The organism is Streptomyces sp. R302 (assembly GCF_012927245.1).
GTDB lineage: Bacteria > Actinomycetota > Actinomycetes > Streptomycetales > Streptomycetaceae > Streptomyces.
The window spans coordinates 448,182-471,489 of record NZ_JABBGE010000004.1 but is presented as its reverse complement, the minus strand read 5'-3'; the positions used below and the strand labels follow the sequence as shown (position 1 = coordinate 471,489).

25 protein-coding genes are annotated in these 23,308 nt (G+C 74.5%); 10 read left to right on the top strand and 15 right to left on the bottom strand.

The window, feature by feature from the left end; genetic code table 11:
* Window positions 1-59: 59 nt before the first annotated feature.
* The 5 genes from HHL19_RS15130 to HHL19_RS15110 are packed head-to-tail and all read right to left on the bottom strand — an operon-like array spanning window position 60 to window position 4,974.
* Window positions 60-1,328 carry an ABC transporter substrate-binding protein gene (locus tag HHL19_RS15130; RefSeq protein WP_169089692.1) on the bottom strand — a complete coding sequence of 423 codons (1,269 nt, stop codon included), beginning with the start codon at window positions 1,326-1,328 and terminating at the stop codon, window positions 60-62.
* Window positions 1,325-2,383 carry a branched-chain amino acid ABC transporter permease gene (locus HHL19_RS15125; RefSeq protein WP_346768363.1) on the bottom strand — a complete coding sequence of 353 codons (1,059 nt, stop codon included), beginning with the start codon at window positions 2,381-2,383 and terminating at the stop codon, window positions 1,325-1,327. The genes HHL19_RS15130 and HHL19_RS15125 overlap by 4 nt, the downstream gene beginning before the upstream one ends.
* A 10-nt stretch (window positions 2,384-2,393) precedes the next feature.
* A complete protein-coding gene (locus HHL19_RS15120; protein ID WP_169089687.1) occupies window positions 2,394-3,284 on the bottom strand; it encodes a branched-chain amino acid ABC transporter permease in 891 nt (296 codons plus the stop codon).
* Window positions 3,281-4,117: an ABC transporter ATP-binding protein gene (locus HHL19_RS15115; RefSeq protein ID WP_240981602.1), complete on the bottom strand. Its 837-nt coding sequence runs from the start codon at window positions 4,115-4,117 to the stop codon at window positions 3,281-3,283. Before HHL19_RS15115 ends, HHL19_RS15120 begins: the two co-directional genes overlap by 4 nt.
* A complete protein-coding gene (locus HHL19_RS15110) occupies window positions 4,114-4,974 on the bottom strand; it encodes an ABC transporter ATP-binding protein (RefSeq protein ID WP_169089685.1) in 861 nt (286 codons plus the stop codon). The genes HHL19_RS15115 and HHL19_RS15110 overlap by 4 nt, the downstream gene beginning before the upstream one ends.
* Before the next feature lie 207 nt (window positions 4,975-5,181).
* Here HHL19_RS15110 and HHL19_RS15105 point away from each other — a divergent pair, with 207 nt between their 5' ends.
* Entirely contained in the window at window positions 5,182-6,381 is a 1,200-nt protein-coding gene (locus HHL19_RS15105) for a helix-turn-helix domain-containing protein (RefSeq protein WP_169089683.1), read from the top strand.
* A gap of 34 nt (window positions 6,382-6,415) precedes the next feature.
* Here HHL19_RS15105 and HHL19_RS15100 read toward each other — a convergent pair whose 3' ends face one another.
* Window positions 6,416-7,567 carry a glycerate kinase gene (locus HHL19_RS15100; RefSeq protein WP_169089681.1) on the bottom strand — a complete coding sequence of 384 codons (1,152 nt, stop codon included), beginning with the start codon at window positions 7,565-7,567 and terminating at the stop codon, window positions 6,416-6,418.
* Between the two features lie 112 nt (window positions 7,568-7,679).
* On the opposite strand from HHL19_RS15100, the gene HHL19_RS15095 reads away from it, so the two are divergent.
* Genes HHL19_RS15095 through HHL19_RS15085 form a run of 3 tightly spaced genes read left to right on the top strand, consistent with a single transcriptional unit; the run spans window position 7,680 to window position 10,971 of the window.
* Window positions 7,680-9,389: a BCCT family transporter gene (locus tag HHL19_RS15095; protein WP_169089678.1), complete on the top strand. Its 1,710-nt coding sequence runs from the start codon at window positions 7,680-7,682 to the stop codon at window positions 9,387-9,389.
* Entirely contained in the window at window positions 9,386-10,477 is a 1,092-nt protein-coding gene (locus tag HHL19_RS15090) for an ADP-ribosylglycohydrolase family protein (protein ID WP_169089676.1), read from the top strand. The genes HHL19_RS15095 and HHL19_RS15090 overlap by 4 nt, the downstream gene beginning before the upstream one ends.
* Entirely contained in the window at window positions 10,474-10,971 is a 498-nt protein-coding gene (locus HHL19_RS15085) for an NUDIX hydrolase (protein ID WP_169089674.1), read from the top strand. Before HHL19_RS15090 ends, HHL19_RS15085 begins: the two co-directional genes overlap by 4 nt.
* Before the next feature lie 37 nt (window positions 10,972-11,008).
* On the opposite strand, the gene HHL19_RS15080 is transcribed toward HHL19_RS15085, so the two are convergent.
* Both HHL19_RS15080 and HHL19_RS15075 read right to left on the bottom strand, forming a co-directional pair.
* Window positions 11,009-11,206: a hypothetical protein gene (locus HHL19_RS15080; protein WP_169089672.1), complete on the bottom strand. Its 198-nt coding sequence runs from the start codon at window positions 11,204-11,206 to the stop codon at window positions 11,009-11,011.
* Window positions 11,203-11,406, bottom strand: coding sequence for a type II toxin-antitoxin system VapB family antitoxin (locus HHL19_RS15075; RefSeq protein ID WP_169089670.1), 204 nt, complete (start codon window positions 11,404-11,406; stop codon window positions 11,203-11,205). The genes HHL19_RS15080 and HHL19_RS15075 overlap by 4 nt, the downstream gene beginning before the upstream one ends.
* 63 nt (window positions 11,407-11,469) lie before the next feature.
* Between HHL19_RS15075 and HHL19_RS15070 the strand changes: the two genes are divergently transcribed.
* Complete coding sequence (locus HHL19_RS15070) at window positions 11,470-12,186, top strand: Sir2 family NAD-dependent protein deacetylase (protein WP_169089668.1); 717 nt, start codon at window positions 11,470-11,472, stop codon at window positions 12,184-12,186.
* On the opposite strand, the gene HHL19_RS15065 is transcribed toward HHL19_RS15070, so the two are convergent.
* From HHL19_RS15065 to HHL19_RS15035, 7 genes are all read right to left on the bottom strand, one after another.
* Window positions 12,183-12,716: a methylated-DNA--[protein]-cysteine S-methyltransferase gene (locus tag HHL19_RS15065; RefSeq protein ID WP_169089666.1), complete on the bottom strand. Its 534-nt coding sequence runs from the start codon at window positions 12,714-12,716 to the stop codon at window positions 12,183-12,185. The two genes, HHL19_RS15070 and HHL19_RS15065, sit on opposite strands and share 4 nt — an antisense overlap.
* 12 nt (window positions 12,717-12,728) lie before the next feature.
* Window positions 12,729-14,198 (bottom strand): AlkA N-terminal domain-containing protein, encoded by a 1,470-nt coding sequence (locus HHL19_RS15060; RefSeq protein ID WP_169089664.1) that lies wholly within the window; start codon window positions 14,196-14,198, stop codon window positions 12,729-12,731.
* A 56-nt stretch (window positions 14,199-14,254) separates the two neighbouring features.
* On the bottom strand, window positions 14,255-15,052 hold the full coding sequence (locus tag HHL19_RS15055) for a metallophosphoesterase (RefSeq protein WP_169089662.1): 798 nt from the start codon (window positions 15,050-15,052) through the stop codon (window positions 14,255-14,257).
* 137 nt (window positions 15,053-15,189) lie between these two features.
* Window positions 15,190-15,810 (bottom strand): L-threonylcarbamoyladenylate synthase, encoded by a 621-nt coding sequence (locus HHL19_RS15050; RefSeq protein WP_169089660.1) that lies wholly within the window; start codon window positions 15,808-15,810, stop codon window positions 15,190-15,192.
* A 9-nt stretch (window positions 15,811-15,819) separates the two neighbouring features.
* Window positions 15,820-17,253 (bottom strand): NAD(P)/FAD-dependent oxidoreductase, encoded by a 1,434-nt coding sequence (locus tag HHL19_RS15045; RefSeq protein ID WP_169089658.1) that lies wholly within the window; start codon window positions 17,251-17,253, stop codon window positions 15,820-15,822.
* A gap of 242 nt (window positions 17,254-17,495) precedes the next feature.
* A complete protein-coding gene (locus HHL19_RS15040) occupies window positions 17,496-18,344 on the bottom strand; it encodes an inositol monophosphatase family protein (RefSeq protein WP_169089656.1) in 849 nt (282 codons plus the stop codon).
* 181 nt (window positions 18,345-18,525) lie between these two features.
* Window positions 18,526-19,233, bottom strand: coding sequence for a BTAD domain-containing putative transcriptional regulator (locus HHL19_RS15035; RefSeq protein WP_169089654.1), 708 nt, complete (start codon window positions 19,231-19,233; stop codon window positions 18,526-18,528).
* A gap of 357 nt (window positions 19,234-19,590) precedes the next feature.
* Here HHL19_RS15035 and HHL19_RS15030 point away from each other — a divergent pair, with 357 nt between their 5' ends.
* The 5 genes from HHL19_RS15030 (at window position 19,591) to HHL19_RS15010 (ending at window position 23,253) form a co-directional block, all read left to right on the top strand.
* On the top strand, window positions 19,591-22,185 hold the full coding sequence (locus tag HHL19_RS15030; RefSeq protein ID WP_169089652.1) for a S8 family serine peptidase: 2,595 nt from the start codon (window positions 19,591-19,593) through the stop codon (window positions 22,183-22,185).
* A 26-nt stretch (window positions 22,186-22,211) separates the two neighbouring features.
* Entirely contained in the window at window positions 22,212-22,412 is a 201-nt protein-coding gene (locus HHL19_RS15025) for a hypothetical protein (RefSeq protein WP_169089650.1), read from the top strand.
* 89 nt (window positions 22,413-22,501) lie between these two features.
* Window positions 22,502-22,690, top strand: coding sequence for a hypothetical protein (locus HHL19_RS15020; RefSeq protein ID WP_169089648.1), 189 nt, complete (start codon window positions 22,502-22,504; stop codon window positions 22,688-22,690).
* Between the two features lie 91 nt (window positions 22,691-22,781).
* Entirely contained in the window at window positions 22,782-22,976 is a 195-nt protein-coding gene (locus HHL19_RS15015) for a hypothetical protein (RefSeq protein ID WP_169089646.1), read from the top strand.
* An 88-nt stretch (window positions 22,977-23,064) separates the two neighbouring features.
* On the top strand, window positions 23,065-23,253 hold the full coding sequence (locus tag HHL19_RS15010; protein ID WP_169089644.1) for a hypothetical protein: 189 nt from the start codon (window positions 23,065-23,067) through the stop codon (window positions 23,251-23,253).
* Window positions 23,254-23,308: the final 55 nt, after the last annotated feature.

Below are 23,308 nucleotides of genomic sequence, written 5' to 3'. Positions count from 1 at the left end.
GTCACGCTCCCATGGAAAGAGGACGGTTCCCGTCCTCTTTCCATGGGGACACGGGCTCGTCAGGGGGTGTACTCCTCCGCCGCCTCGGAGGCGAAGGGCTGCCGGACCGTGCGCATGCCGCCGGGGACCTTCTTGTCGGGCTGGAGGATGACCGACTGGCGGGACGACGGGGCCTTCGGGTCGCTGAAGTCGTGGGTCATGCCGAAGCCGGGGTCGTGGGCGCTGAGGATGAGGAGCGCCTTGGCGATGCCCTCGCGGCTGAGGTCGCCCTTCTCGCAGGCCTTCCTCAGGATCTCGCCGAAGGCGGACGCGGCGGTCCAGCCGGCGACGACGCCGTTGTCGAGGCCGTCGTCCGGGTAGGCGGCGGCGTAGTCGGCGGCGAGCTTCTTCGCGACCGGGGTGTCGGCGCCGATGGGGAGGCTCGGGGAGGCGAACCAGTACATCTTCTCCAGGGCCGGGCCCGCCTGCGTGCCGAGGAGCTGCGGGGCGAAGGCCGAGTTGTTGCCGACGACGGGGACGCGGAGGCCGGTCGCGGCGGCCACGCCGACCAGGGAGGCGGCCTGGCGCGGTCCGGCGCTGACGAGGACGGCCTTCACCCCGGCCTGCTTGAGCGCGGCGACCTGCGCCGACATGTCGTTGTCGGTGGGCTTGATCTTCTGCTCGACGACGGTCAGGCCGGCCTTCTCGGCGGCGTACTTCGAGCCCTTGAGCGCGTTCTCGCCGTAGTCGCCCTCGAAGTAGACGTGCCCGAGCCTGTCGCCCTTCGCGAGGCCCTTCTCGGTGACGAGGAAGTCGACCGCGTTGATCGTCTCGACGTCGTAGGTGGCGCCGAGGACGCGGATGTACGGGGAGCCGAGGAGCGAGGCCGACCACGCCTGGGGCATGACCAGGCCCTTGTCCTGGCCGTCGACGCGCTGCTTGACGGCGGCGACGAACGGGGAGCCGATGAACTGGGGGTAGCCGACGACCTTGGGTTCGAGCTCGGTGTAGGCGGCGAGCGCCTTCTGCGGGTCGTAGCCGTGGTCGCGGACGGTCAGCTCCAGCTTCCGGCCGCAGATGCCGCCGGCGGCGTTGGCCTGCTTCACGTACAGCTGCTGGGCCTGGGTGACGCTCTTGCCGAGGGTGGCGTAGACGCCGGTCATGTCGGTGAGCGCGCCGAGCGTGATGGTGGTGTCGGTGACGCCCTCGCCGGTCTTGATGCCGCCGGCGCCGGTCTCCTTGCCGTCGCCGGTCTTGGCCTTGGAACTGCATCCCGCGGCGGTGAGCGCGACCAGGGCGGCGAGCGCCGCGGCGAGGCCCCGCACGGCCGCCTGTCGTCTGTGGGTCATCGAGTCTCCCCTGAGGGTCGGTGGATCGGGGTTCGCGCGACGAGCCTCGCGAGGCCGCCGGGCAGGAAGAGGACGGTGCCGACGACGGCGGCGCCGTAGAGGTAGCGGGCGGCCTCGCCGGGCGCGATGCCGCCGGTGCCGGGGGCGGAGACCAGCGGCAGGCCTTCGGCGTACCGGTTGAGGAGCTGCGGCAGCAGGGCGACGAAGATCCCGCCCGCGACGGCTCCGGCGACGGAGCCGAGCCCGCCGATGACGATCATCGCCAGGTACTCCAGGGAGAGCGCCATGCCGAAGTACTCGGGCACGGTCCGCTGGAAGACCAGGGCGAGCAGGACGCCGGCGAGGCCCGCGTACATGGAGGACAGGACGAAGACGGCGGCCCGGTGCCGGGCGACGGGGATGCCCATGACTCCGGCGGCGATCCGGTGGTCGCGGATGGCGTTCATGGCGCGCCCGGGGCGGCCCCTGAGCACCCCGCGGGCGAACAGCACCCCGCCGAGGAGCAGGGCGAGGCCCAGGTACCAGAGTTTCTCGACGGAGCCGAACGGCACCTGGAGGACGAGGAGTTCGGTGTCGTCGAAGGTGAGGCCGAAGAGGTTCAGCGGCGGGACGGCACGGCCGTTGTAGCCGCCGGTGAGGTCGTGGGCGTTGAAGAGGACGTGCTGGCCGATGAAGATCAGCGCGAGGGTGGCGATGCCGAGGTACGCGCCGTGCAGCCGGCCCGCGATGGGGCTGAACACCCCGCCCGCGAGCCCGGCGAGGCCGACGGCGAGGACGGCCGCGAGCCAGCCCGGCAGGCCGAGGCCGGAGAGCCCGTCGGTGCCGTCGCCGGCGAGGGCGCAGTAGCCGTAGGCGCCGACGGCGAGGAAGAAGGCGTGGCCCATGGAGAGCTGGCCGGTGGCGCCGGTGAGCAGGTTGATGCCGATGGCGCCGATCGCGGCGGCGATGGCGAAGAGCCCGGCCTGGAGCCAGAACCGCTCCAGGTAGAAGGGGAGGGCGAGGAGGACGACGACGCCGAGGCCGGCGGCGGCCCGGGGGTACGCCTTCGCGGGGATCCTGCGGCGCTCAGACACGGGCGAGCTCCTTCGTGCCGAAGAGGCCGGCCGGGCGGATCAGCAGCACCGCGACCATCACCAGGTAGGGGGCGAGGTCGCCGATCCCGCGGCCGAGGAAGGCCAGGTCGGACTGGTAGCCGGTGGCGAGGGACTCGGTGACGCCGACGATCAGTCCGCCGGCGAGCGCGCCGGTGGTGGAGTCGAGGCCGCCGAGGATCGCAGCGGGGAAGGCCTTGAGGGCGGCGAGCGAGGTGCCGCGTTCGAGGCCCGGGGTGGGGAAGACGGTGAGGAAGAGCGCGGCGACGGCGGCCAGGCCCCCGGCGACCGCCCAGGCGCCGAGCGAGACCCTGCCGAGCCGGACGCCCATCAGGGCGGCGGTCTCCTGGCTCTCGGCGGCGGCCCGCATGGCGACGCCCCAGGAGGTGTGCCGGAAGGCGAGCAGGAAGGCGGTGATGAGGAGGGCGGCGGCGAGCAGGGCCGCGATCCGGGTCTCGGCGATCGTCACCGGGCCGAGGGTGACGACGGCGTCGCCCCACGGGTCGCCGAGGGCGAGGATGTCGGTGCCGATCCGGCGGGTCAGCTCGGTGGCGAGGAGGATGTCGACGCCGATGGTGACGATGGCGAGGACGCTGTGGTCGGTGCCCCGGTGGCGGCGCATCACGAGGAACTCGACGGCGGCGCCGACGACGGCCGCGCCCGCGACGCCCGCGGCGAGCGCGGGCCAGAAGCCGAGCGGTTCGTGGAGGACGGCGACGAGGTAGCCGCCGGCCAGGAGCAGCGAGGCGTGGGCGAAGTTGACGACCTCCGTGGCGCGGAAGATGACGACGAAGCCGAGGGCGATGAGGGCGTAGACGGAGCCCAGCGAGAGCCCGTTGATGAGGAACTCGGCGAAGGTGCTCACGCGGCGGTCTCCTCTCCGAGGTAGGCGCGGACGACCGCCGGGTCGTTCTGTACGTCGGCGGGGCTGCCGTCGGCGATGCGGCGGCCGAATTCGAGGACGGTGACGGAGTCGGCGAGCCGCATGACGAGGCCCATGTCGTGCTCGACGAGGAGCACGGAGATGCCGAGGCCGTCGCGGACGCCGGCGATGACGGCGGCGGTGCGGCGGCGTTCGTCGGCGGTCATGCCGGCGACGGGTTCGTCGAGGAGGAGCAGGGTGGGCTCCATGCAGAGGGCGCGGGCCAGTTCGGCGAGCTTCTGCTGTCCGTACGGGAGCGAGCCCGCGGGTTTCGCCAGCTGGTCGCCGAGGCCGACGAAGTCGGCGATCTCCCGGACGCGGGCCCGGTGCCGGGCCTCCTCGCGGGCGGCGGACGGCAGGCGGAGCCCGGCGGCGAGGAAGCCGGTGCGGGTGAGCCGGTGGCGGCCGAGCATGAGGCTGTCCTCGACGGTGGCGCGCGGCGGCAGCGCCAGGTTCTGGAAGATCCGGCCGACGCCGAGGTCGGCGATCCGGTGCGGGGGCAGCTCGGTCAGCTCGCGGGCGCCGAGGCGTACGGATCCCGAGGTGGCCCGGTACACCCCGGAGAGCACGTTGAAGCAGGTGGACTTGCCGGCGCCGTTGGGCCCGATGAGGGCGTGCACGGTGCCGGGGCGGACGGTGAAGTCGACGCCGTCGAGCGCGGTGAGCCCGGCGAAGCGGACGGTGAGACCGGTGACGGTGAGGGCGGGGACGTCGTCGCGGGCGGACGGCTCGGCGGGGCGCGGGGCGGGGACGATCGGCTCGTCCGGGGTGCTCATCGGTTCTCCTTGCGGCGCGGGGCGCGGGCGGGGGCCGGGGCCCCGGCGTCCCAGCGGGACAGGACGGGGTGGGCGGCGCGGGCCGCGTCGTTGCCGTGGGCGGAGCCCCCCGCGTCGCCGACTCCGAGGTAGCGGCGGCGGACCTCGTCGGAGGCGGCGAGTTCGCCGGCCGGGCCGGAGAGGGTGACCTCGCCGACCTCCAGGACGTACGCGTGGGAGGCGAGCCGCAGCGCGAGCGCCGCGTTCTGCTCGACGAGGAGGACGGCCGTGCCCTGGGCGTTGATCTCGCGGACGGCGTCGGCGATCCGGGCGGCCATCAGCGGGGCGAGGCCGAGCGAGGGCTCGTCGAGGAGGAGCAGTTCGGGGGCGGCCATCAGGGCGCGGCCGACGGCGAGCATCTGCTGTTCGCCGCCGGAGAGCAGGCCGGCGGGCTGCCGGGCGCGCTCGGCGAGGACGGGGAAGAGCTCGTGGACGCGGCGCAGGGCGGCGGCCTTGGCGGCGCGGTCGCCGCGCCGGGCGAGGCCGCCGGCCCGCAGGTTGTCCTCGACGGTCATGCGGGCGAAGACCTGCCGGCCCTCGGGGACCTGGCAGACGCCGGCGGCGACCACCCGGTCGGGCGGCAGCCCGTCGAGCGGCCGGCCGGCCGCCGTGACCGTGCCGGAGACCACGGCGCCGCCGTGGAACCGCAGGGTGCGCGAGACCGCCCGCAGCAGTGTGGACTTGCCGGCGCCGTTTCCGCCGAGGACGGTGACGACGGCCCCCGCGGGCACGGTCAGCGAGACGCGCCTGAGCGCGTGCACCGGTCCGTATCCCGCCGTCAGGTCCGTCACCGTCAGGGCGGGTGCGGTACCTCCCATGACTCCCCATTCCCCGGCCGACGTTGTTACCCGTGCGTGCTACTCGGCCGTTCGGTCGCTCACCCCAGCACCGCGCCGGACCGCCCGTCCACGCCCGGCGCCGCAATCGCTGCCGGTGACCAGCGGGGCCGCCGGAGGGCTGTGCATGCGCACAACACCGCGCGTCAGGGCGTTGCCGTGGGGCGCGGGGCGGTGGATGCTCCCGGCATGGGACGGCGCAGACGGCGGACCGGTGACGACTGGAAGGTGCTCGCCCGCGCGTGCACGGCGCTTCTGGAGCGGGTGCCGGAGCTGGTGGACGAGCATCTGACGGAACTGCACGCGTACGAGCCCGCCTACGGGCGGATCGTGCCGTACGACCAGCACTGGCAGGAGGCGCACGAGGCGATCCGGATCGGCATCGAGATGATCTCGGCACCCCGGCACTCGCCCCGGCGGGACCTGGAGCACGCGGAGCTGATGGGTCGGCGGCGGGCCGAGCAGGGCATGCCCCTGGAGCTGGTGGTGCACGCGTACCGGCACGCGGGGCATCTGGTGTGGGACGCGCTGATCGAGGGCGCGGGCCCCGACGCGGCGCAGCTCGCGGCGCTGATGCAGTCGGCGACGACGGTGTGGTCGGCGGTGGACGCGCAGGCGGACCGGGCCTCGGAGGCGTACCGGGCGACGGAGGCGGAGCTGCGGCGCCGCACGGACGAGCAGCTCCAGGCGCTCCTGGACGCCCTCCTCGAAGGCGAGCGGCTGCCGGAGATGGTGGCGCGGGCGGCGGCGGGCCTGGACCTGCCGGAGCAGGGCCGGTACGCGGTGGTGGTGCTGCGCCCCGACCGCCGGGAGGAGCGCGAGCCGTTCCACCGCCAGGTGCGGGCGGAGGGGCTGCGGTTCCTGTGGCGGATGCGGGCGGACTGCGAGATCGGGGTGGTGGCGCTGGCCGACGGCACGGGCCTCGACGCGCTGGCGGAGCTCCTCGACGGGCGGGCCCCGGGCCCCGGCGGCATCAGCCCGGTCGTCACGGGCCTGACCGAACTGGGCCGCGCCCGCCACCTCGCCGAACTCGCCCTGCGCACCTGCCCGCCCGGCACCCGCCAGGTCGTCCGCCTGGACCGCCGGATGGCGGGCGCCCTGATCGTCGGCCGCCCGGACCTGGCGGAACTCCTCGTCGCGGACGTCCTCGGCGGCCTCCTCGAACTGGACCCGGCGGACCGCGCGGTCCTCCTGGAGACCCTGGACGCCTGGCTGGACTGCGAGGGCTCGGCAGGCCGCGCCGCCGGCCGCCTCTACTGCCACCGCAACACGGTCTTCAACCGCCTCCGCCGCCTGGAACAACTGACGTCGAGGTCCCTGTCCCGGCCGCGGGACCTTACGGAGATGACCCTGGCCCTGGACGCCTTCCGGCTGACGGCGCAGGGGTGAGGCGTGAGGGGCCGGGTGCCCGGCCCCGTGACGCCTACGCCAGGAAGTCCCGGGCGATGTGGGACGCGACGTCCTCCAGGAGGGGGCCGGCGTTCGGGATGGACTTCGCCGGGTCCGGCTCCAGGGCGGAGAGGGGGTAGGCGCGGCGGATGCCGGCGGCGCCGAGGGCCTCGGGCGGGAGGGCCAGGCGGCCGCAGACCGCTACGACCTCCTTGCCGGCCGCCCTCGCCGCCGCGGCGACGCCCGCCGGGGCCTTGCCGTGGAGGGTCTGCTCGTCGAGGGAGCCCTCGCCGGTGATGACGAGGGTGGCGCGCTCCAGGGCGGGGGCGAAGCCGAGGACCTCCAGCATCAGCTCGATGCCGGGGCGGAAGCTCGCGCCGAGGAGGAGGGCGCCGTAGCCGATGCCGCCGGCGCCGCCCGCGCCGGGCGAGGCGGCGAGCTCGGTGGCCTTCGGGCCGATCGCCTTCTCCAGGACCTGGGCGTAGTGGTCGAGGGCCGCGTCGAGGGTCTCGACGTCCTCGGGCGTGGCGCCCTTCTGCGGGCCGTAGACGGCGGGGGCGCCCTTGGGGCCGGTCAGCGGGTTGTCGACGTCGCTGGCGAGGATGAACTCGACGTCGGCGAAGCGCGGGTCGAGGGCGGTCAGGTCGGCGGAGGCCAGCTCCGCCAGGGCCGCGCCGCCGGGGCCGACCGGCTCGCCGGCCGCGTCGAGGAAGCGGGCGCCGAGCGCGGCGAGCATGCCGGCGCCGCCGTCGGTGGTGGCGCTGCCGCCGACGCCGAAGACGATCGTGGTCGCGCCCGCGTCGAGCGCCGCGCGCAGCAGCTCGCCCGAGCCGTACGTCGTGGCGGTCAGCGGGGCGAACGTACCGGCGGGGAGGAGCTGGAGGCCCGACGCCTCCGCCATCTCGACGACCGCCGTGGTGCCGCGCAGCGCGAACGCGGCGGTGACCGGAGTGCCGACCGGCCCCGTGACCCGTACCTCGTGGCGGTCGAAGCCCGCCGCGACGGCCGCCGCGACCGTGCCGTCGCCGCCGTCGGCGACGGGCAGGGCCTCGACCGAGAGGCCGGGGACGACCTTCCGGAGTCCCGCCGTGACCCGCTCCGCGACCTGTACGGCCGTGAGCGAGCCCTTGAACTTGTCGGCCGCCACGAGCACGTGAGCGACCTGAGTTGCTGCTCCGTCCGTCACCTTGCATCCCTTGCTTTCGAACAGGCAGTCGCGCCAGGGCCGACCCTATCCGTCAGGGCGGACGGCGTGCCACCCCCGGATATCCCCCGATGTCAGACCATAGTGGGCCCTCATGAGCACGGATATGAACGAGCGGACGCCCTCCGGTCACGTACCGGAACATCTCGCCCCCGACAAGAAGGTCATCGGGATCGGCATGGCCGCGGTCGTCGCGGTCGTCGCCTGGGCGGCGCTGGCCGGGGACTCCTTCGACACCGCCTCCTCCACGGCCCTCTCCTGGGTCCTGGACAACTTCGCGTGGCTGTTCGTGGTCGCCGCGGACACCTTCCTGGTGCTGTGCGTGGTGATCGCGGTGAGCCGTTTCGGCCGGATCCGGCTCGGCGCGGACGACTCGGAGCCGGAGTTCACCAATCTGGCGTGGATCGCGATGATGTTCAGCGCCGGCATGGGCATCGGCCTGATGTTCTACGGCGTCGGGGAGCCGCTCCAGCACTTCCTGAACCCGCCGCCGGCCAGCGGCGTCCCGGCGGGGTCGGGCGCGGCGGCCCAGACGGCGATGGAGTACTCCTTCTTCCACTGGACGCTGACCCCGTGGGCGATCTACGGCATCGCCGGTCTCGCGCTCGCGTACGCGGGCTACCGCAAGAATCGCGGCAACCGGCTGAGCAGCGCCTTCGTCCCGCTCCTCGGCGCCCGCCGGGCCGTGTCCTGGCAGGGCAAGGTGGTCGATCTCCTCGCCGTCTTCGCGACCGTCTTCGGCACGGCGACCAGCCTGGGCCTGGGCGCGCTCCAGGTGGCGGAGGGGCTGAACATCACGATGGACGTGGAGGACTCCACGGCCACCGAGCTGACCATCATCGCCGTGCTGTCGGCGGCCTTCGTCCTGTCGGCCTTCTCGGGCCTGCACAAGGGCGTGAAGTGGCTGTCCACGCTGAACATCGTGCTGGCCGCCTGTCTGGCGCTGTTCGTCTTCCTGCTGGGCCCGACCGTCTACATCCTGGACACGATCCCGGCCTCGGTCGGCGGCTACCTGCACCAGCTGCTGCCGCTGGCGAGCCGTACCGGCGCGTTCACCGACAGCGAGTGGCTGGGCGCCTGGACGATCTTCTACTGGGCGTGGTGGCTGTCCTGGGCGCCGTTCGTGGGCACCTTCATCGCCCGGATCTCGCGCGGCCGGACGATCCGCGAGTTCCTGGTGGGCGTGCTGCTCGTGCCCTCGGGGGCGACGGTGGTCTGGTTCTGCGTGATGGGCGGCACGGCGATCCGGCTGGAGTCCACGGACGAGGCCGATCTGGCGGGGGCGGTGGCGGACGGGGTGGAGGCGTCGCTGTTCGCGATGCTGGAGGCGCTGCCGCTGGGCACGGTCACCTCGGTGGTGGCGATGCTCCTGGTGATGACGTACTTCGTCACCAGCGCGGACTCGGCCTCCCTCGTCATGGGCTCGCTGACCAGCCGGGGCGCCCTGCACCCGCCGACGTGGCTGGTGGTCGTCTGGGGCGTGCTGATGGCGTCGGTCGCGGCGGTGCTGCTCGTGGTGGGCGGCCTGAACTCGCTCCAGACGGCGACGATCCTGGTGGCGCTGCCGTTCGTGGTGGTCATGCTGGTGCTGTGCTGGGCGCTGATCAAGGAGCTGCGGGAGGATCCGGGCGCCGGCCCGGCCCGGCACCACGCCCTGCACGGTCTCGGCGACGCGGTACGGGCCCTGGTCGGCGAGGTGATGACCGAGCAGGGGGGCGGCACCCGCCACCACCGGCTGCGCCGCGCGGCCCGCTCCCGCGCCGACACGGAGGGCGGCGAGCCGCCGCAGGAGGGCGGGGCGTGACGTACGGGACGGTGAGCGGGCCGGTGCTCGCCGGACCCGACCTCGCCGACCGGATCCTCGGCGGCTGGACGGGCCGGATCGCCGGGAACATGCTCGGCAAGCCGGTCGAGCAGGGCGAGCACTGGACGCGGGAGCGGATCGACGCCTACCTGCGGCTCACCGACGCGCTGCCGCTCACCGACTACCTGCCGCCCCCGCCCGCCGGCGCGGACGGCTTCGTCCTGCGGCCCGAGTGGCCCCGGTGCGTGCGCGGCGGGATCCGGGAGAGCTGCCGGGACGACGACGTCGACTACACGCTGCTCGGGCTGCACCTCCTGGAGACGTACGGCTCCGGCTTCACCACCGAGCAGGTCGGCGAGCTGTGGCTGCTGCGGCTGCCGTACCTCCAGACGTTCACCGCCGAGCGGGCCGCGTACCGGAACCTCGCCAACGGGCTGCGACCGCCGCTCACCGCCACCCGCGACAACCCCTACCAGGAGTGGATCGGGGCGCTGATCAGGGCGGACGTCTACGGCTGGACGAGCCCCGGCGACCCGCGCCGGGCGGCCGGCCTGGCCCGCCGGGACGCGGTGGTCTCGCACACCGGGAACGGGGTGTACGGGGCGATGTGGGCGGCCGCCCTGGTCGCCGCCGCCTTCACCGCGCCCGACGCCCGCTCGGCCCTGGTCACGTCCCTGGAGGTGGTGCCGGCGGGCAGCCGCCTCGCCCGGACCGTACGGGAGACGGTCGCGCTGTACGAGGCGGGGCTCGGCTGGTCGGAGACGCTCGACGAGATGGCGGCGCGCACGGCCGGCCTCGGCTGGATCCACGTGGTGCCCAACGCGGCGGTGCTGACCGCCGGACTGCTCCACGGCGAGGGCGACTTCACCCGCACGATCACGCTGACCGTGCGCGGCGGCCTGGACACGGACTCCAACGGCGCGACGGCCGGATCGGTCGCCGGGGTGCTGTGCGGGGCGGCGGCGATCCCGCCGCGGTGGTCGCGGCCGCTGCGCGACCGGGTGCGCAGCGCGGTGTACGGCTTCGACGGGGCGAGCATCCGCCAACTCGCCGAGCGGACGCTCCGCCTGGCTACGCTGACGCCATGACCGTCACCGATTACGCCACGTGCATCGCCGGCCTCCCCCGGGTCCTGGCCGGTGCCGCCGTACTCTTCCGGGACGCGCGGGGCCGGATCCTCGTCGTGGAGCCCGGCTACCGCGAGGGCTGGGTCCTGCCGGGCGGCACGGTCGAGTCCGACGCGGGCGAGACGCCCCGGCAGGCGGCCCGCCGGGAGACCCTGGAGGAGATCGGCCTGGACGTGCCGCCGGGGCCGCTGATCGCGGTCGACTGGTCGCAGAGCCCGGCCCGGCCGCCGGTGGTGGCGTACCTGTACGACGGCGGGGTGCTCCCCGAGGAGCGGTTCGCGGAGATCCGGCTCCAGGAGGCCGAGCTGCTCTCCTGGAAGCTGATCGAGCCGTCCGAGATCCCCGCGCATCTGCCGGGCAGCCTGGGCCCCCGGGTGCTGGCCGGGCTGCGCGCCCTGGCCGACGGAAGCGGTCCGGCGGAGCTGGTGAACGGCCTCCGGTCCGACGAGGCCTGACGAGGCCTGACGGGGTCCGACGGGGTCCGACGGGGAGTCAGCTCGCCGCCGTGGGTACGGGCCTGGAGTCGCCGCCGTCACGGTCGGAGAAGCCCGTGATCGCCACGGACATCAGCAGCATCGCGACGACGGTCGGCAGGATCCCGGCGACGACGGCGCCGAAGCAGTCACCGATGAGCAGCCGGGCGCGGCGGTCGGAGTCGGGATCCGGGTCCGGGGCCGCCGGGGGGCTCATCCCTGCGGGGGCTCCGGCGGCAGCATCTCGCCGGTGCGGTTCACCTCTTCGCGGGTGGCGGTCCTCGCCTCCGTGCGGTGGCCGCGCGCGATGTAGTCGCGGACGACGGCCTCCACGGCGTCCTGCGGGCTGCCGACGCCCGCCAGGACCATGACTTCCACGACGAGGTCGGCGTCGAGCGCGATGTTCACCTTGGCCATGGACGGAACCTAGCACCGCGAAACCCGGTCGCGGGAGCCGATCCGGGTGCCTACGCTCCCGGCATGACGATGGTCGCGATCCTCAGCGGTGCCGGTATCTCCACAGACTCGGGCATCCCGGACTACCGGGGGCCGAACGGCCTGTGGCGGCGGGACCCCGAGGCCGAACGGCTGGTCACCTACGGGCCGTACATGGCGGACCCCGAGGTCCGCCGCCGCTCCTGGCTGATGCGGCGCGACGCCCCGGTCCTGACGGCGGAGCCCAACGCGGCGCACCGCGCGATCGCGGCGTACGAGCGGACCGGGAACGCGCTGCGGGTGATCACCCAGAACGTGGACGGTTTGCACCAGGCCGCCGGGGTGCCGGACCGGAAGGTGTTCGAACTGCACGGCACGGCCCGCCGGGTGGTGTGCACGGCCTGCCACGCCCGCTCGCCGATGGCGGAGGCCCTGGAGCGCCTGGAGGCGGGCGACCCGGATCCGGCGTGCCGGGCCTGCGGCGGGATCCTGAAGCCGGCGACCGTGATGTTCGGGCAGCGGCTCGACCCGGTGGTGCTCGCGAACGCGATGTCGGTGGCCAAGGCGGCCGAGGTGTTCGTCGCGGTCGGCACGAGCCTCCAGGTGCAGCCGGCGGCCTCGCTGGCCGGGGTCGCGGCCGAGCACGGGGCCCGGCTGATCATCGTGAACGCCGAGCCGACCCCGTACGACCCGCTCGCCGCCGAGGTCCTGCGCGAGCCGATCGGCACGGCGCTCCCCGCGCTGCTCGACCGGCTGGCCTAGAACAGCGCGTCGGGGGCGGCGACGCCCGACTCGAAGGCGAGGAGCCGCTGCTTGCGGTCCAGACCGCCGCCGTAGCCGGTGAGGCTGCCGCCGGAGCCGATGACGCGGTGGCAGGGGACGATGACGCCGACGGGGTTCTTGCCGTTGGCGAGGCCGACGGCGCGGGAGGCGTTCGGGCTGCCGAGGGCCTCGGCGAGTTCGCCGTACGTGCGGGTCTCCCCGTACGGGATGAGCCGCAGCTGTTCCCAGACGCGCAGCTGGAACGGGGTGCCCTCCAGGTGGAGCGGCAGGTCGAACTCGGTGAGCTCGCCGGCGAAGTAGGCGTCGAGCTGGCGGATCGCCTCCCCGAACGGGCGGGGGTCGCGCGCGCCGAAGGTCTCCTCGGGCGGACGGTGGCGCTGGCCGGTCATGTGGACGCGGCTGAGGACGCCGTCGACGGCCACCAGGGTCAGCGGCTCGTAGGGGCTGTCCACGACCGTGTGCACGACCGTGCGGTGCGTGGCGGCGCGGTACGCGGCTGTGCGGGGCATGGCGGAACTTCCTTACGCGGGGAGGTGGTTGATGGGGTGGCTGTCGGTCGCCCACAGGTACTGGACGGCGTACGCGCGCCAGGGCGCCCATGCCGTGGAGCGGGCGGTGAGCGCGCCGGGGGTGGCGGGCAGGCCGAGGCCCTCGGCGGCGCGGCGGACGCCGAGGTCGCCGGGGAGGAAGGCGTCGGGGTCGCCGAGCGCGCGCATGGCGATGATCTCGGTGGTCCAGGGACCGAAACCGGGCAGCGCGAGCAGTCGGGCGCGGGTCTCGGCGCGGTCGGTGTCGGGGCCGAGGGAGAGGGTGCCGTCGGCGAGCGCGCCGGCGAGGGTCAGCAGGGTGGTGCGGCGGCTGCGGGGCAGGGCGAGGGTCTCGGGGTCGAGCCCGGCGAGCGCCCCGGCGGTCGGGAAGAGGTGCGTGAGGCCGCCCTCGGGGTCCTCGACGGGCACGCCGTGGGCGGTGACGAGCCGGGCCGCGTGGGTGCGGGCGGCGGCCGTGGAGACCTGCTGGCCGAGGACGGCCCGGACCGCGAACTCGGCGGGGTCGACGGTGCCGGGGACGCGCCGTCCGGGCGCCTGCTCGACCAGCGGGGCGAGCAGCGGGTCGGCGCGGAGCCGGTCGTCGACGGCGACGGGGTCGGCGTCGAGGTCGAGGAGGCGGCGGCAGCGGCTGATCGCGTGGGTGAGGTCGCGGGTGTCGGTGAGGGAGAGCCGGCAGGCGATGTGGCCGGGGCGCGGGGCGAGGGCGACGATCCCGTGCCCGTACGGGAGGGCGAGGGTGCGGCGGTAGGCGCCGTCGCGCCACTCCTCGACGCCGGGGACGGCGGTCGCGGCGAGGTGGCCGAAGAGGTTCGACGGCTCCAGCGGGGCGCGGAAGGGCAGCCGGAGGCTGATCACGCCGGGCGGGTGGGGCGCGGCGGGCCGGGCGGCGCGGGCGCGCAGTTCGCCGGGGCTGAGGGCGAAGACCTGGCGGACGGTGTCGTTGAAGGAGCGGATGGAGGAGAAGCCGGCGGCGAAGGCGATCTCGCCGAAGGGCAGCGCCGTCGTCTCGACGAGGGTGCGGGCGGTCTGGGCTCGCTGGGCGCGGGCCAGGGCGAGCGGGCCCGCGCCCAGCTCGGCGAGGAGCTGGCGCTCGATCTGCCGGGTGGACCAGCCGAGCCGCCGGGCGAGCCCGGGGACGCCTTCCCGGTCGACGACGCCGTCCTGGATCAGGCGGACGGCGCGGGCGACGGCGTCGGCCCGCACGTTCCACTCCGGGGAGCCGGGGCTGGTGTCGGGGCGGCACCGCTTGCAGGCCCGGAAGCCGGCCCGCTGGCAGGCGGCGGCACTGGGATGGAACTCCATGTTCTCGGGCTTGGGCGAGACGGCCGGGCAGCTGGGGCGGCAGTAGACCCGGGTGGTGCGGACGGCGGTGAAGAAGACGCCGTCGAAGCGGGCGTCCTTGGACTGGACGGCCCGCACACAGCGCTCGGTCTGGGTGTGCATGGATCCAGGATCGAGGATGCGCGGGCCCCGGGCTGGCAGAAAAACGACATGGACCTTCAGGACGACAGGGACCTTCGGCCGGAGACCGGCACCGTCCGGAAGTGGGTGGTGACGCGGCCCTCGTCGTCGAGGACGTGGAAGGCGACCCCGGGCGGGGTGTCCAGGTGGACGTGCGGCCTTTCGGGGCCGGGGTGCTCCCACGGCAGCCGCAGCGTGGAGACCGTACCGGGGGCGACGAGCAGCGGCCGGCCGGCGAAGGTGGTGGCGGCGGCGGTGTGCGCGTGGCCCGCGAGGAAGGCGGTGAGGTGGGGGTGGCGGGCGGCGAGCGCGGCCAGCCGGTCCTCGCCGTACTGCCGGATCTCGTCGACGTACGGGGTGTGCAGCGGCACCGGCGGGTGGTGGAAGGCGACGAGGACGGGCGTGTCGTACGGGGTGTCGGTGAGGACCCGGTCCAGCCACTCCAGGGTGGTGTCCTCCAGGTACCCGTCGTGCTTGCCGGGGATCGAGGAGTCGCAGACGGCGAGGACGAAGCCGTCGCCGCGCAGCACCTGGTCGACGGGGGCGGTGGGCGCCGGGTCGCCGTCCTCGTGGAGCAGCGGCGCGAGACCGGCCCGGAAGGCGGCGCGGTCGTCGTGGTTGCCGGGGCAGACGACGAGCGGGTGGCGGCCGGCGAGGAGGGCGCGGGCGCCGTCGTACTCGGCGGGGGCGCCGTGGTCGGCGATGTCGCCGGAGACGAGGACGGCCGCCAGGTCGTACGGGAGCTCCTCCAGGTGGCGCAGGACGGCGCGGGTGCGCGCGGTGGCGCGCTCCTCCGCGTCGATGTGGATGTCGCTGACGTGGGCGATGACGATCACGCGTAGGCCTCCGACGGTCGGGGTGAACGGTGGTTCACCCGACCGACCGTACGGTGATCACGACGGGGACGTAAGGGCCGCTAGGGGTGAGGCGGCCTTTCCGCCTTCCGCTTCCGCCTTCCGCTTCCGCTTTCCGCTCACTCGAAGCGGGTGGGGTCCCCGGCGCCGACGCGGAGGACCTCGGGGTCGCCCTCGGAGAAGTCGACGACGGTGGTGGGGACGGTGCCGCAGTCCCCGGAGTCGAGGACGGCGTCGACCTGGTGGTCGAGCCGCTCCTTGATCTCCCAGCCCTGGGTGAGCGGCTCCTCCTCGTCGGGCAGCAGGAGGGTGCTGGAGAGCAGGGGTTCGCCGAGTGACGCGAGCAGCGCCTGGGTGACGACGTGGTCGGGGATCCGGACGCCGACGGTCTTCTTCTTGGGGTGGAGGAGCTGGCGGGGCACCTCCTTGGTGGCGGGCAGGATGAAGGTGTACGCGCCGGGGACGGCGGACTTGACGGCGCGGAAGACCCGGTTGTCGATGTGCACGAGCTGCCCCAGCTGGGCGAAGTCCGCGCACATGAGGGTGAAGTGGTGCCGGTCGTCGAGGCGGCGGATCTCCCGGATGCGGGTGAGGCCCTCGTGGTTGCCGATCCGGCTGCCGAGGGCGTAGCAGGAGTCGGTGGGGTAGGCGATGAGCCCGCCCTTGCGGATCGAGTCTGCCACGCCGTCGATGATGCGCGGCTGCGGGTTCTGGGGGTGCACGTCGATGTACTTCGCCATGGAGCGAGTCTAGGTTCCCTGGCCGTCGAGGGATCTGAGGTGGCGCCAGACGGCTTTGGCGGCGTTGTGCCCGGACATGCCGTGGACGCCGGGGCCCGGCGGGGTGGCGGCGGAGCAGAGGAAGACCGACGGGTGGGGGGTGCGGTACGGCCACGGGGAGAGGGTGGGGCGCAGCACGAGTTGGAGGCCGCGGGCGGCGCCGCAGGCGATGTCGCCGCCGATGTAGTTGGCGTTGCGCGCGGCGAGTTCGGGCGGTCCGGCGGTGGCGCGGGCGAGGATCCGGTCGCGGAAGCCGGGGGCGAAGCGCTCGATCTGCCGCTCCATGGCGTCGGTGAGGTCGCCGCGCCAGCCGTTGGGCACATGGCCGTACGCCCAGAAGACGTGCTTGCCCTCGGGGGCGCGGGAGGGGTCGACGAGGCTGGGCTGGGCGGTGATGAGGAACGGCGCCTCGGGGGCGGAGCCGGAGGAGGCCTGGCGCAGGGCGGTGTCGATGGCGCGGGCGGTGGGCCCGACCTGGACGGTGCCGGCCCGGCGGGCGGCCTCGGCGGTCCAGGGCACGGGCCCGTCGAGGGCGTAGTCGATCTTGAAGGCAGAGGCACCGTACTTGTAGTGGGCGTAGTGGTGGGCGCCGAAGCCGGTGATGCGGGCGAGGGCGGTGGGCGAGGTGTCGAAGAGGTAGGCGCGGGCGGGCGGCAGGTCGTCGAGGCGCTTGACCTCGTAGCCGGTGTGGACGGTGCCGCCGAGCTCGGCGAGGTACGCGGTGAGGGCGTCCGGGATCGCCTGGGAGCCGCCGCGGGGCACGGGCCAGCCGACGGCGTGCGCGGCGAGCGCGAAGACCAGGCCGACGGCGGAGGTGGCGAAGCCGTCGAGCGGAGCGATGACGTGGCCGACCATCCCGGCGAAGAGGGCGCGGGCCTTCTCGTCGCGGAAGCGGCGCAGCAGCCAGGTGGACGGCGGCAGTCCGGCGAGGCCGAAGCGGGCGAGGCCGGCCGGGTCGCGGGGCAGCGCGGTGAGCGGCAGCTGCATGAAGTCCCGGAAGAGCGTCTCCCACCGGGCGAGGAAGGGGGTGACGAGCCGTCGGTAGGCGCCGGCGTCGCGCGGTCCGAGGGAGGCGGCGGTCTCGGCGACGGAGTGGGAGAGGACGGCGGCGGTGCCGTCGTCCCACGGGTGGGCCATGGGCAGTTCGGGGTGGAGCCACTCCAGGCCGTACCGGTCGAGCGGCATGGTCCGGAAGACGGGCGAGGCGGCACCCAGCGGGTGGACGGCGGAGCAGGGGTCGTGGCGGAAGCCGGGGAGGGTCAGCTCCTCGGTGCGGGCTCCGCCGCCGACGGTCTCCTTCGCCTCGAACACGGCCACGGAGTGGCCGCGGCGGGCCAGCTCCACGGCGGCAGTCAGTCCGTTGGGCCCCGCCCCCACGACGACGGCGTCGAGCAGTGACGTCACCTCGGGCTCCTCACGTCGGCCGGCGCTTCGGCAGGGCCAGGATAGGCCCGCCCGCCCGGGCGGCGCGGCGGCCCCTCGGGACCCATGGGACCGGTGTGGCGCCCCGGGTGCGGGAAGGACCGGTTCCGCAACCGTCCGACGTGGCCCGGGTGCGGGAAGGACCGGTTCCGCGGCCGGCCGAAGCGGCGGCCGGGATTCGGAGACGGCCGGCTCCCCTGCCGGGCGGCCCTCGTGAGCATCCGTCAGTCCTCGGCCGGGGCGCCGGCGAGGAGGACGCGGATCCGCTCGGCGGTGGCGGCGTCCCGTGCGGCCGTGAACGGCAGCGCGTTGCCCCCGGTGATCCGGAACGGCTCGCCGGCGACGGTCGTCTGCGCGCCGCCCGCCTCCGCCACGAGCAGCAGCCCGGCCGCGTGGTCCCAGGCGTACTCCCAGTTGAAGGCGGTGGCGTCGAGCGCGCCCCGGGCGATCGACAGGTACTCCAGGCCGGCCGAGCCGCACGGCCGGGTCCTGACGCCCTCGGCGACGAGCCCGAGGAGGGCCCGCTTCTGCTCGGGCGTGGTGTAGTCGGGGTGCGAGGTGGCCACCTCCAGGACGGCGCCGGGGGCGGGCGAACCGGACCGGATCCGCTCCCCGTTGAGCACCGCTCCGCGCCCCCGCACGGCGACGGCCAGCTCGCCGAGCGCGGGCGCGTAGGTCCAGGAGGCGAGGAGCTCGCCGCGGTGGGCGAGGGCGACCAGGGTGCAGAAGGCCGGGTCGCCCTGGACGAACTGGCGGGTGCCGTCCACCGGGTCGACGATCCAGACCGGCGCGTCGCCGCGCAGCGCGTCGTACAGCCCGGGGTCGGCGTGGACGGCCTCCTCGCCGACCACGGCGGAGCCCGGCAGCAGCGCGGTCAGTGCCTCGGTCAGACGCTCCTCGGCCGCCCGGTCGGCGACCGTCACCAGGTCGTACGGCCCCTTCTTCTCGACGATCTCGTGGTCGGCGAGCTGCCGGAACCGCGGCATGACCTCCGCCGCGACCGCCTTGCGGACCGCCTCCTCCACCTCCGTCGTACCACCGTCGAGGACGTGCTCAAGGAAGGACTCGATCATGCGTCCAGCTAAGCACGCGGGTCCGACAACCGGTACGGGGCCTGCCCCGCAGCCGAGGTTCACGGGGGGACGCGGTGGCGACTCGCGGTCCGGGCCCGTACGGCCGACTGCCGGGCGGTCCTCGCAACCGGGGCAGGTCTCGGCCTCCATGAGGACGACCCACCGACAGGTCGAGTGCGCGCTAGGTTCTCGTCAGGTCGCGGACGAGGCGGGTCAGCCGGGGGGACGGGGCGACCTTCAACTCCGCCTGGAGCAGGCGGCGGTAGTCCTGGTAGCGCTTGACGGCGCAGGCGAGGTTGCCCTCCGCCAGGTGGACCTCGACGGCGATGCGCTGCGGGGTCTCGCGGTACGGGTCGATGGCGGCGGCGGTCAGCGAGGCCTGCAGGGCGGGCAGGTGGCGGCCTTCCGCCTGGAAGTGCTGGGCGAGGGCCTCCAGGGCGTACAGCCGCGACTGGTCCCAGCGTTCGCGTTCGAGGTGGAGCCATTCGTCGTCCCAGCCCGGCAGCAGGACCTGGCCGAGGGCGAGGACGAGCCGGTCGGTGTCGGACGGCGGTTCGCCGCCGGAGACGACCAGACGCGCGGCGTCCCAGGCCTCGTGGAAGTCGACGGCGAGGGAGGGCGCGAGGGCGAGGGTGTGGTCGACGCTGTCGATGGCGGGTGTCGTCGCGAGTCTTCTGCCCTGGCAGAGCGCGGACCGCAGGTTCGCGGCCGCCCGGCAGGGGGTGCAGTCGGGCCACAGCTGTTCGGCCGCGTCGCGCCGGTGGACGCCGTCGCGGTGCAGGGCCAGGAAGGCCAGCAGCCGCTGCGCCGCGGCGGAGACGGTGACGCGCCGCCCCCCGCAGGTGATTTGGAGGGGGCGCAGGAGTTCCAGTCGTGCTCGTTGCGACACGCCTTTCACTGTGCGCGAGGGCCTGGGGGGCTGCAACCGGTGCGCGTGCGGGCCCGTTGCGTCCCACGGTGCGTCCGAACCGGCCCCGTCGGCCGTGCCGAACGGCGCGCTCACGACGCAGAAACGTTTCTCCTACGCGTGGCGCGACACGGGCCGCACGTTGCGGGAACGCTCCGCCGCACGCGCCCCGCCGGAGAGGGCGACGCCGCCGCAACAGGCGTGTGGGACAACGTCCGTTGTGGCACGGAATGCCGCGTACGGCGGTACGGGACGCGTACGGCGCTACGGGAGCGGACCGGGCCACGAGGGAACCATCCCGGCCCCACGCCGGGATGCCCCGGATCGCGGAGGTTCAGGATGGACATCCGGTCGGTGGTACGCGGAGTCGCCGGACGAGGCGAGCTCCTGGGAAGCCCCGAGGTGCGCGTGGCGGTGCTCGACGGTCCCGTGGACCTGGCCCACCCCTGCCTCGCGGGCGCGGACCTGACCCGTCTGCCCACGCTGGTGTCCGAACCGGCCGGGACCGGGCCGATGTCGCTGCACGGCACCCACGTCACGAGCCTGCTCTTCGGGCAGCCGGCCTCGGGCATGACGGGCCTCGTGCCCCGCTGCACCGGGCTGCTGCTGCCGGTCTTCCGGGAGTCCCCGGACGGGCGGGTGACCCGTGTGCCCCAGTTGGACCTGGCCCGGGCCGTCGAGCAGGCCGTGGAGGCCGGAGCCCACGTCGTCAACGTCAGCGGTGGGGAACGGACCCCCGCGGGCACGCCGAACAGCATGCTCGAACGGGCCCTCCGCCTCTGCGCGGACCGAGGCGTCCTGGTGGTCGCCGCCGTCGGGAACGACGGGTGCGACTGCCTGCAGGCGCCCGCCGCCACGCCGTCCGTCCTCGCCGTGGGAGCCGCCGACGCCACCGGCGCGCCGCTCGGCATCAACAACTGGGGCGGCGCCTACCGGCTGAACGGCGTAGTGGCGCCGGGCCGGGACATCCGGGGGGCCGCCCCCGGCGGCGGGTTCGCCTCGCTCACCGGCAGCAGCTTCGCCGCCCCGGCGGTCACCGGAGTCGTGGCCCTGCTGGTGGCGAGGCAGCTGGCCACCGGACACGCGGCCGACCCCATCGCGGCCGGCCGGGCCGTCCTGGAGTCGGCGCTCCGGCCGCCCTGCGACCCCGACGACGCCCCCGAGTGCCGCAGGCTGCTCCGCGGCCTGCTGAACGCCCCCGGCGCCTTCGCCCTGGTCGACGGGGACGGCGCACCCGCCCCGGTCGCCGCCGGGGCCTCCCCCGCCGGACCGAGAGAAAGAGTCATCGTCATGGACACGAACGCCGTACACCCGCAGGTCGCCCAGCCTCCCGACCCCCTGCCCGCGGACGCCCGTACCGCTCCCGCGGCCGTACCCCAGGAGGCGCCCGCCGCACCCGTCGGCGCCGAGGCGGTGGCCGCTCCCTGGGGGGAGGAGCCGGCCGCGGCGTGGCCGGCTCCGGTGTCCCCGGCGCCGGAGGCACCCGCGCCCCCGCCCCCGCCCCCGTCGTACCCGCCGGCCGGGTACGGCCCGCCGCAGGGCGCGTCCCCGGCCGGAGCCGTACCGACCGCCATGCCCGCCGCACCCGTTACACCCGCCGCACCTGTCGCACCTGTCGCACCCGTCGCACCCGCCACGGTCGTCTCTCCTCCCCCCGCCCCGGCCGCCCCGGGCGTGTGCCCGTCGTGCGCCGGATGCGGCGGTACGTGCGGGGGCGCGGGCGGACATCCCAGCGGGAGCGTCGGTCATGCCCCGTCCGCGGTGCCGGCGCCGGGGAAGCCGCTGATCTACGCGATCGGCACCATCGGGTTCGACTTCCAGACCGAGGCCCGCCGCGACAGCTTCCGCCAGCTGATGCCGTACGTCCCCACCGACGCCGCGTCGGGGCAGCCGGAGCGGGAGACGCAGCCGAACATCTACGACCCCCAGCAGCTGCACGCCTACCTGAGCAAGAACCCGTGGGCCTCCGACAAGCTGACCTGGACGCTCAACATGGACGCCACCCCGATCTACGCCCTGGAGGCGGAGATGCCGGTGGGCATGGACTGGACCCGGCCCATCATCTCCGACCCCAAGGCGACCCCCGAGACCGTGGAGAAGCTCGCGGTGGGGGCGGCGCAGCAGAGCGGCGAGAAGAGCGATGACGGCGGCACTCCGGGGCTGCTGGCCCAGATCCTGGAGACGCTCGCCTACCCGCCGGTCTCCCGCGTCTACCGCACCTTCCGTGACGCCCTGCTGGGCCAGGCCAAGAACAAGTCGGACGACGGCTACATCTCGCGGGTCTCGATACCCGGGATCCTCACGGACCGCACCGTCCGGCTGTTCTCGGGCGAGGTGCTGCCCGTGGTGGAGGTCAAGAGCCGCGGACTGTACACCTGGAACGAGACGCTGCTGGTCAACGCGGTATACGCGGCTGTGGTCGCCCGGCGCGTACGGGACGCGCGCCGGCAGGCGGCGGAGGACTCCAAGAAGCAGAACCTGACGCAGGACGCGTCCGATGCGGCCGAGAGGGCGGCCGAGGCGAGGGTCCGCGACGAGTTCGCGGACCGGAAGGGCGAGTGGCTCAAGACCACCATCCGGGCCCTGCTGGACAAGATCTACTGGAAGTTCCGCAACCTCGGGCGCAGTTCCGCCGACCGTGCGCTCAACGCCGCCGGCACCAACGCGTTCATGGTCGGCGCCGAGATCCAGGACGGCATCCTCTCCGCCGGTCAGGTCCCCGGCGTCAGCGACAACTTCTACTCGCTCGACACCGTCAGTGTCGCCCCGAGCCCCTTCTGCCGCACCGGGTCCGACTGCCAGGACGTCGTCCTGACCTTCTTCGACCCCGAGAACGACCGGCGCGCTCCGGTCTCGTACCTGTTCACGTACGACGTGAGCGACGAGGTGCCGGTCAGCCTCGCTCCGGTCCACACCTTCATCGGCGGCATGTGAGCGCCGCCCCCACCGAGGAGCTCCTCATGGACACGACCACCTCCCCCACCCCCTCCCTCCCTCCGCAGGCCCTGCCGGTCGTCCGTGACCCGTGGCGGCAGCCGCGGCAGGGGCCGGACCAGGGCGCCGAGGGCGCCGAGGGCGTTCAGGCGGCCCGCTCGGGCTGCGCGGACCTGTGGGGACCCGCCCGGCAGATGTGCTACGCGCAGCGGTCCTACGCCCTGTGACACGCGCGCGGCGGCACGGACCGGCCGGGCAGCACCAGCCTCCGGCGGCAACCGCTCGCCGGACCGTCACCCGATGAAAGGTGAGAACGATGAACGAGCCGTTCACGCGGTACGAGGAGCGGCCGGCTCCGGCCGGCGCTCCGCAGACGCCGTTCCAGACTCCCGCCATCGACCGCAGCCCCGCCGGCCCGGCGAACGCCGGTGAGGCGGCGGACGGCGTCCAGGCCAACTTCGGCCTGGGCGACATCTGGAACATCGCCAAGAAGGTCCTCTTCTAGAAGGGCCGCTCGCAGCACCCTCCGCGGCAGCGGTGGCCCGCGTCCAGGCGCCCGGCCACCGCTGTGCGGACCTCTTCGAAAGGACACCGGGATGAACAGCGAATTCCCGGACACGGCGGCGCCCCGGCCTCCCCTCCAGACGCCCGCCGTCGACCGGTCCCCCTCGGCACCGGCACGGGCCGGCGCGGGCTCGCAGGGCGCCGAGGCGAACTGGGAGGTGCCCTGGCAGCTGATCGGTCACGGAGCCAAGGGAATGCTGGACGCCTGGCTCTCCCGCCAGGCCTAGCGCCCCACGGCTCCCCGATCCGAGAACACGGACTCACCGGTCCGAGAGCACAGACTCACCGGTCCGAGAGCACGGAAAGGACACGGACATGAACAAGGACTTCCCCGCACGGGCGGCCCCGGCGGCCGTCGTGCGCGCACCGGTCCAGGCACCGGCCGTCGACCGCACCCGGCCGGCCCCCCTCGCCGCCGGCACCGGGCACGGGGGCGGCGTCGAGGCGGACTTCGCCTGGCTGCTGCCCCTGGCGACGAAGGCGATCGGCGCCTTCTTCAAGTGAGGCCGTACGCCGGCCGCACGCGGCGGTGCCGCGGCCCCGGCCGGGCCTGAAAGGA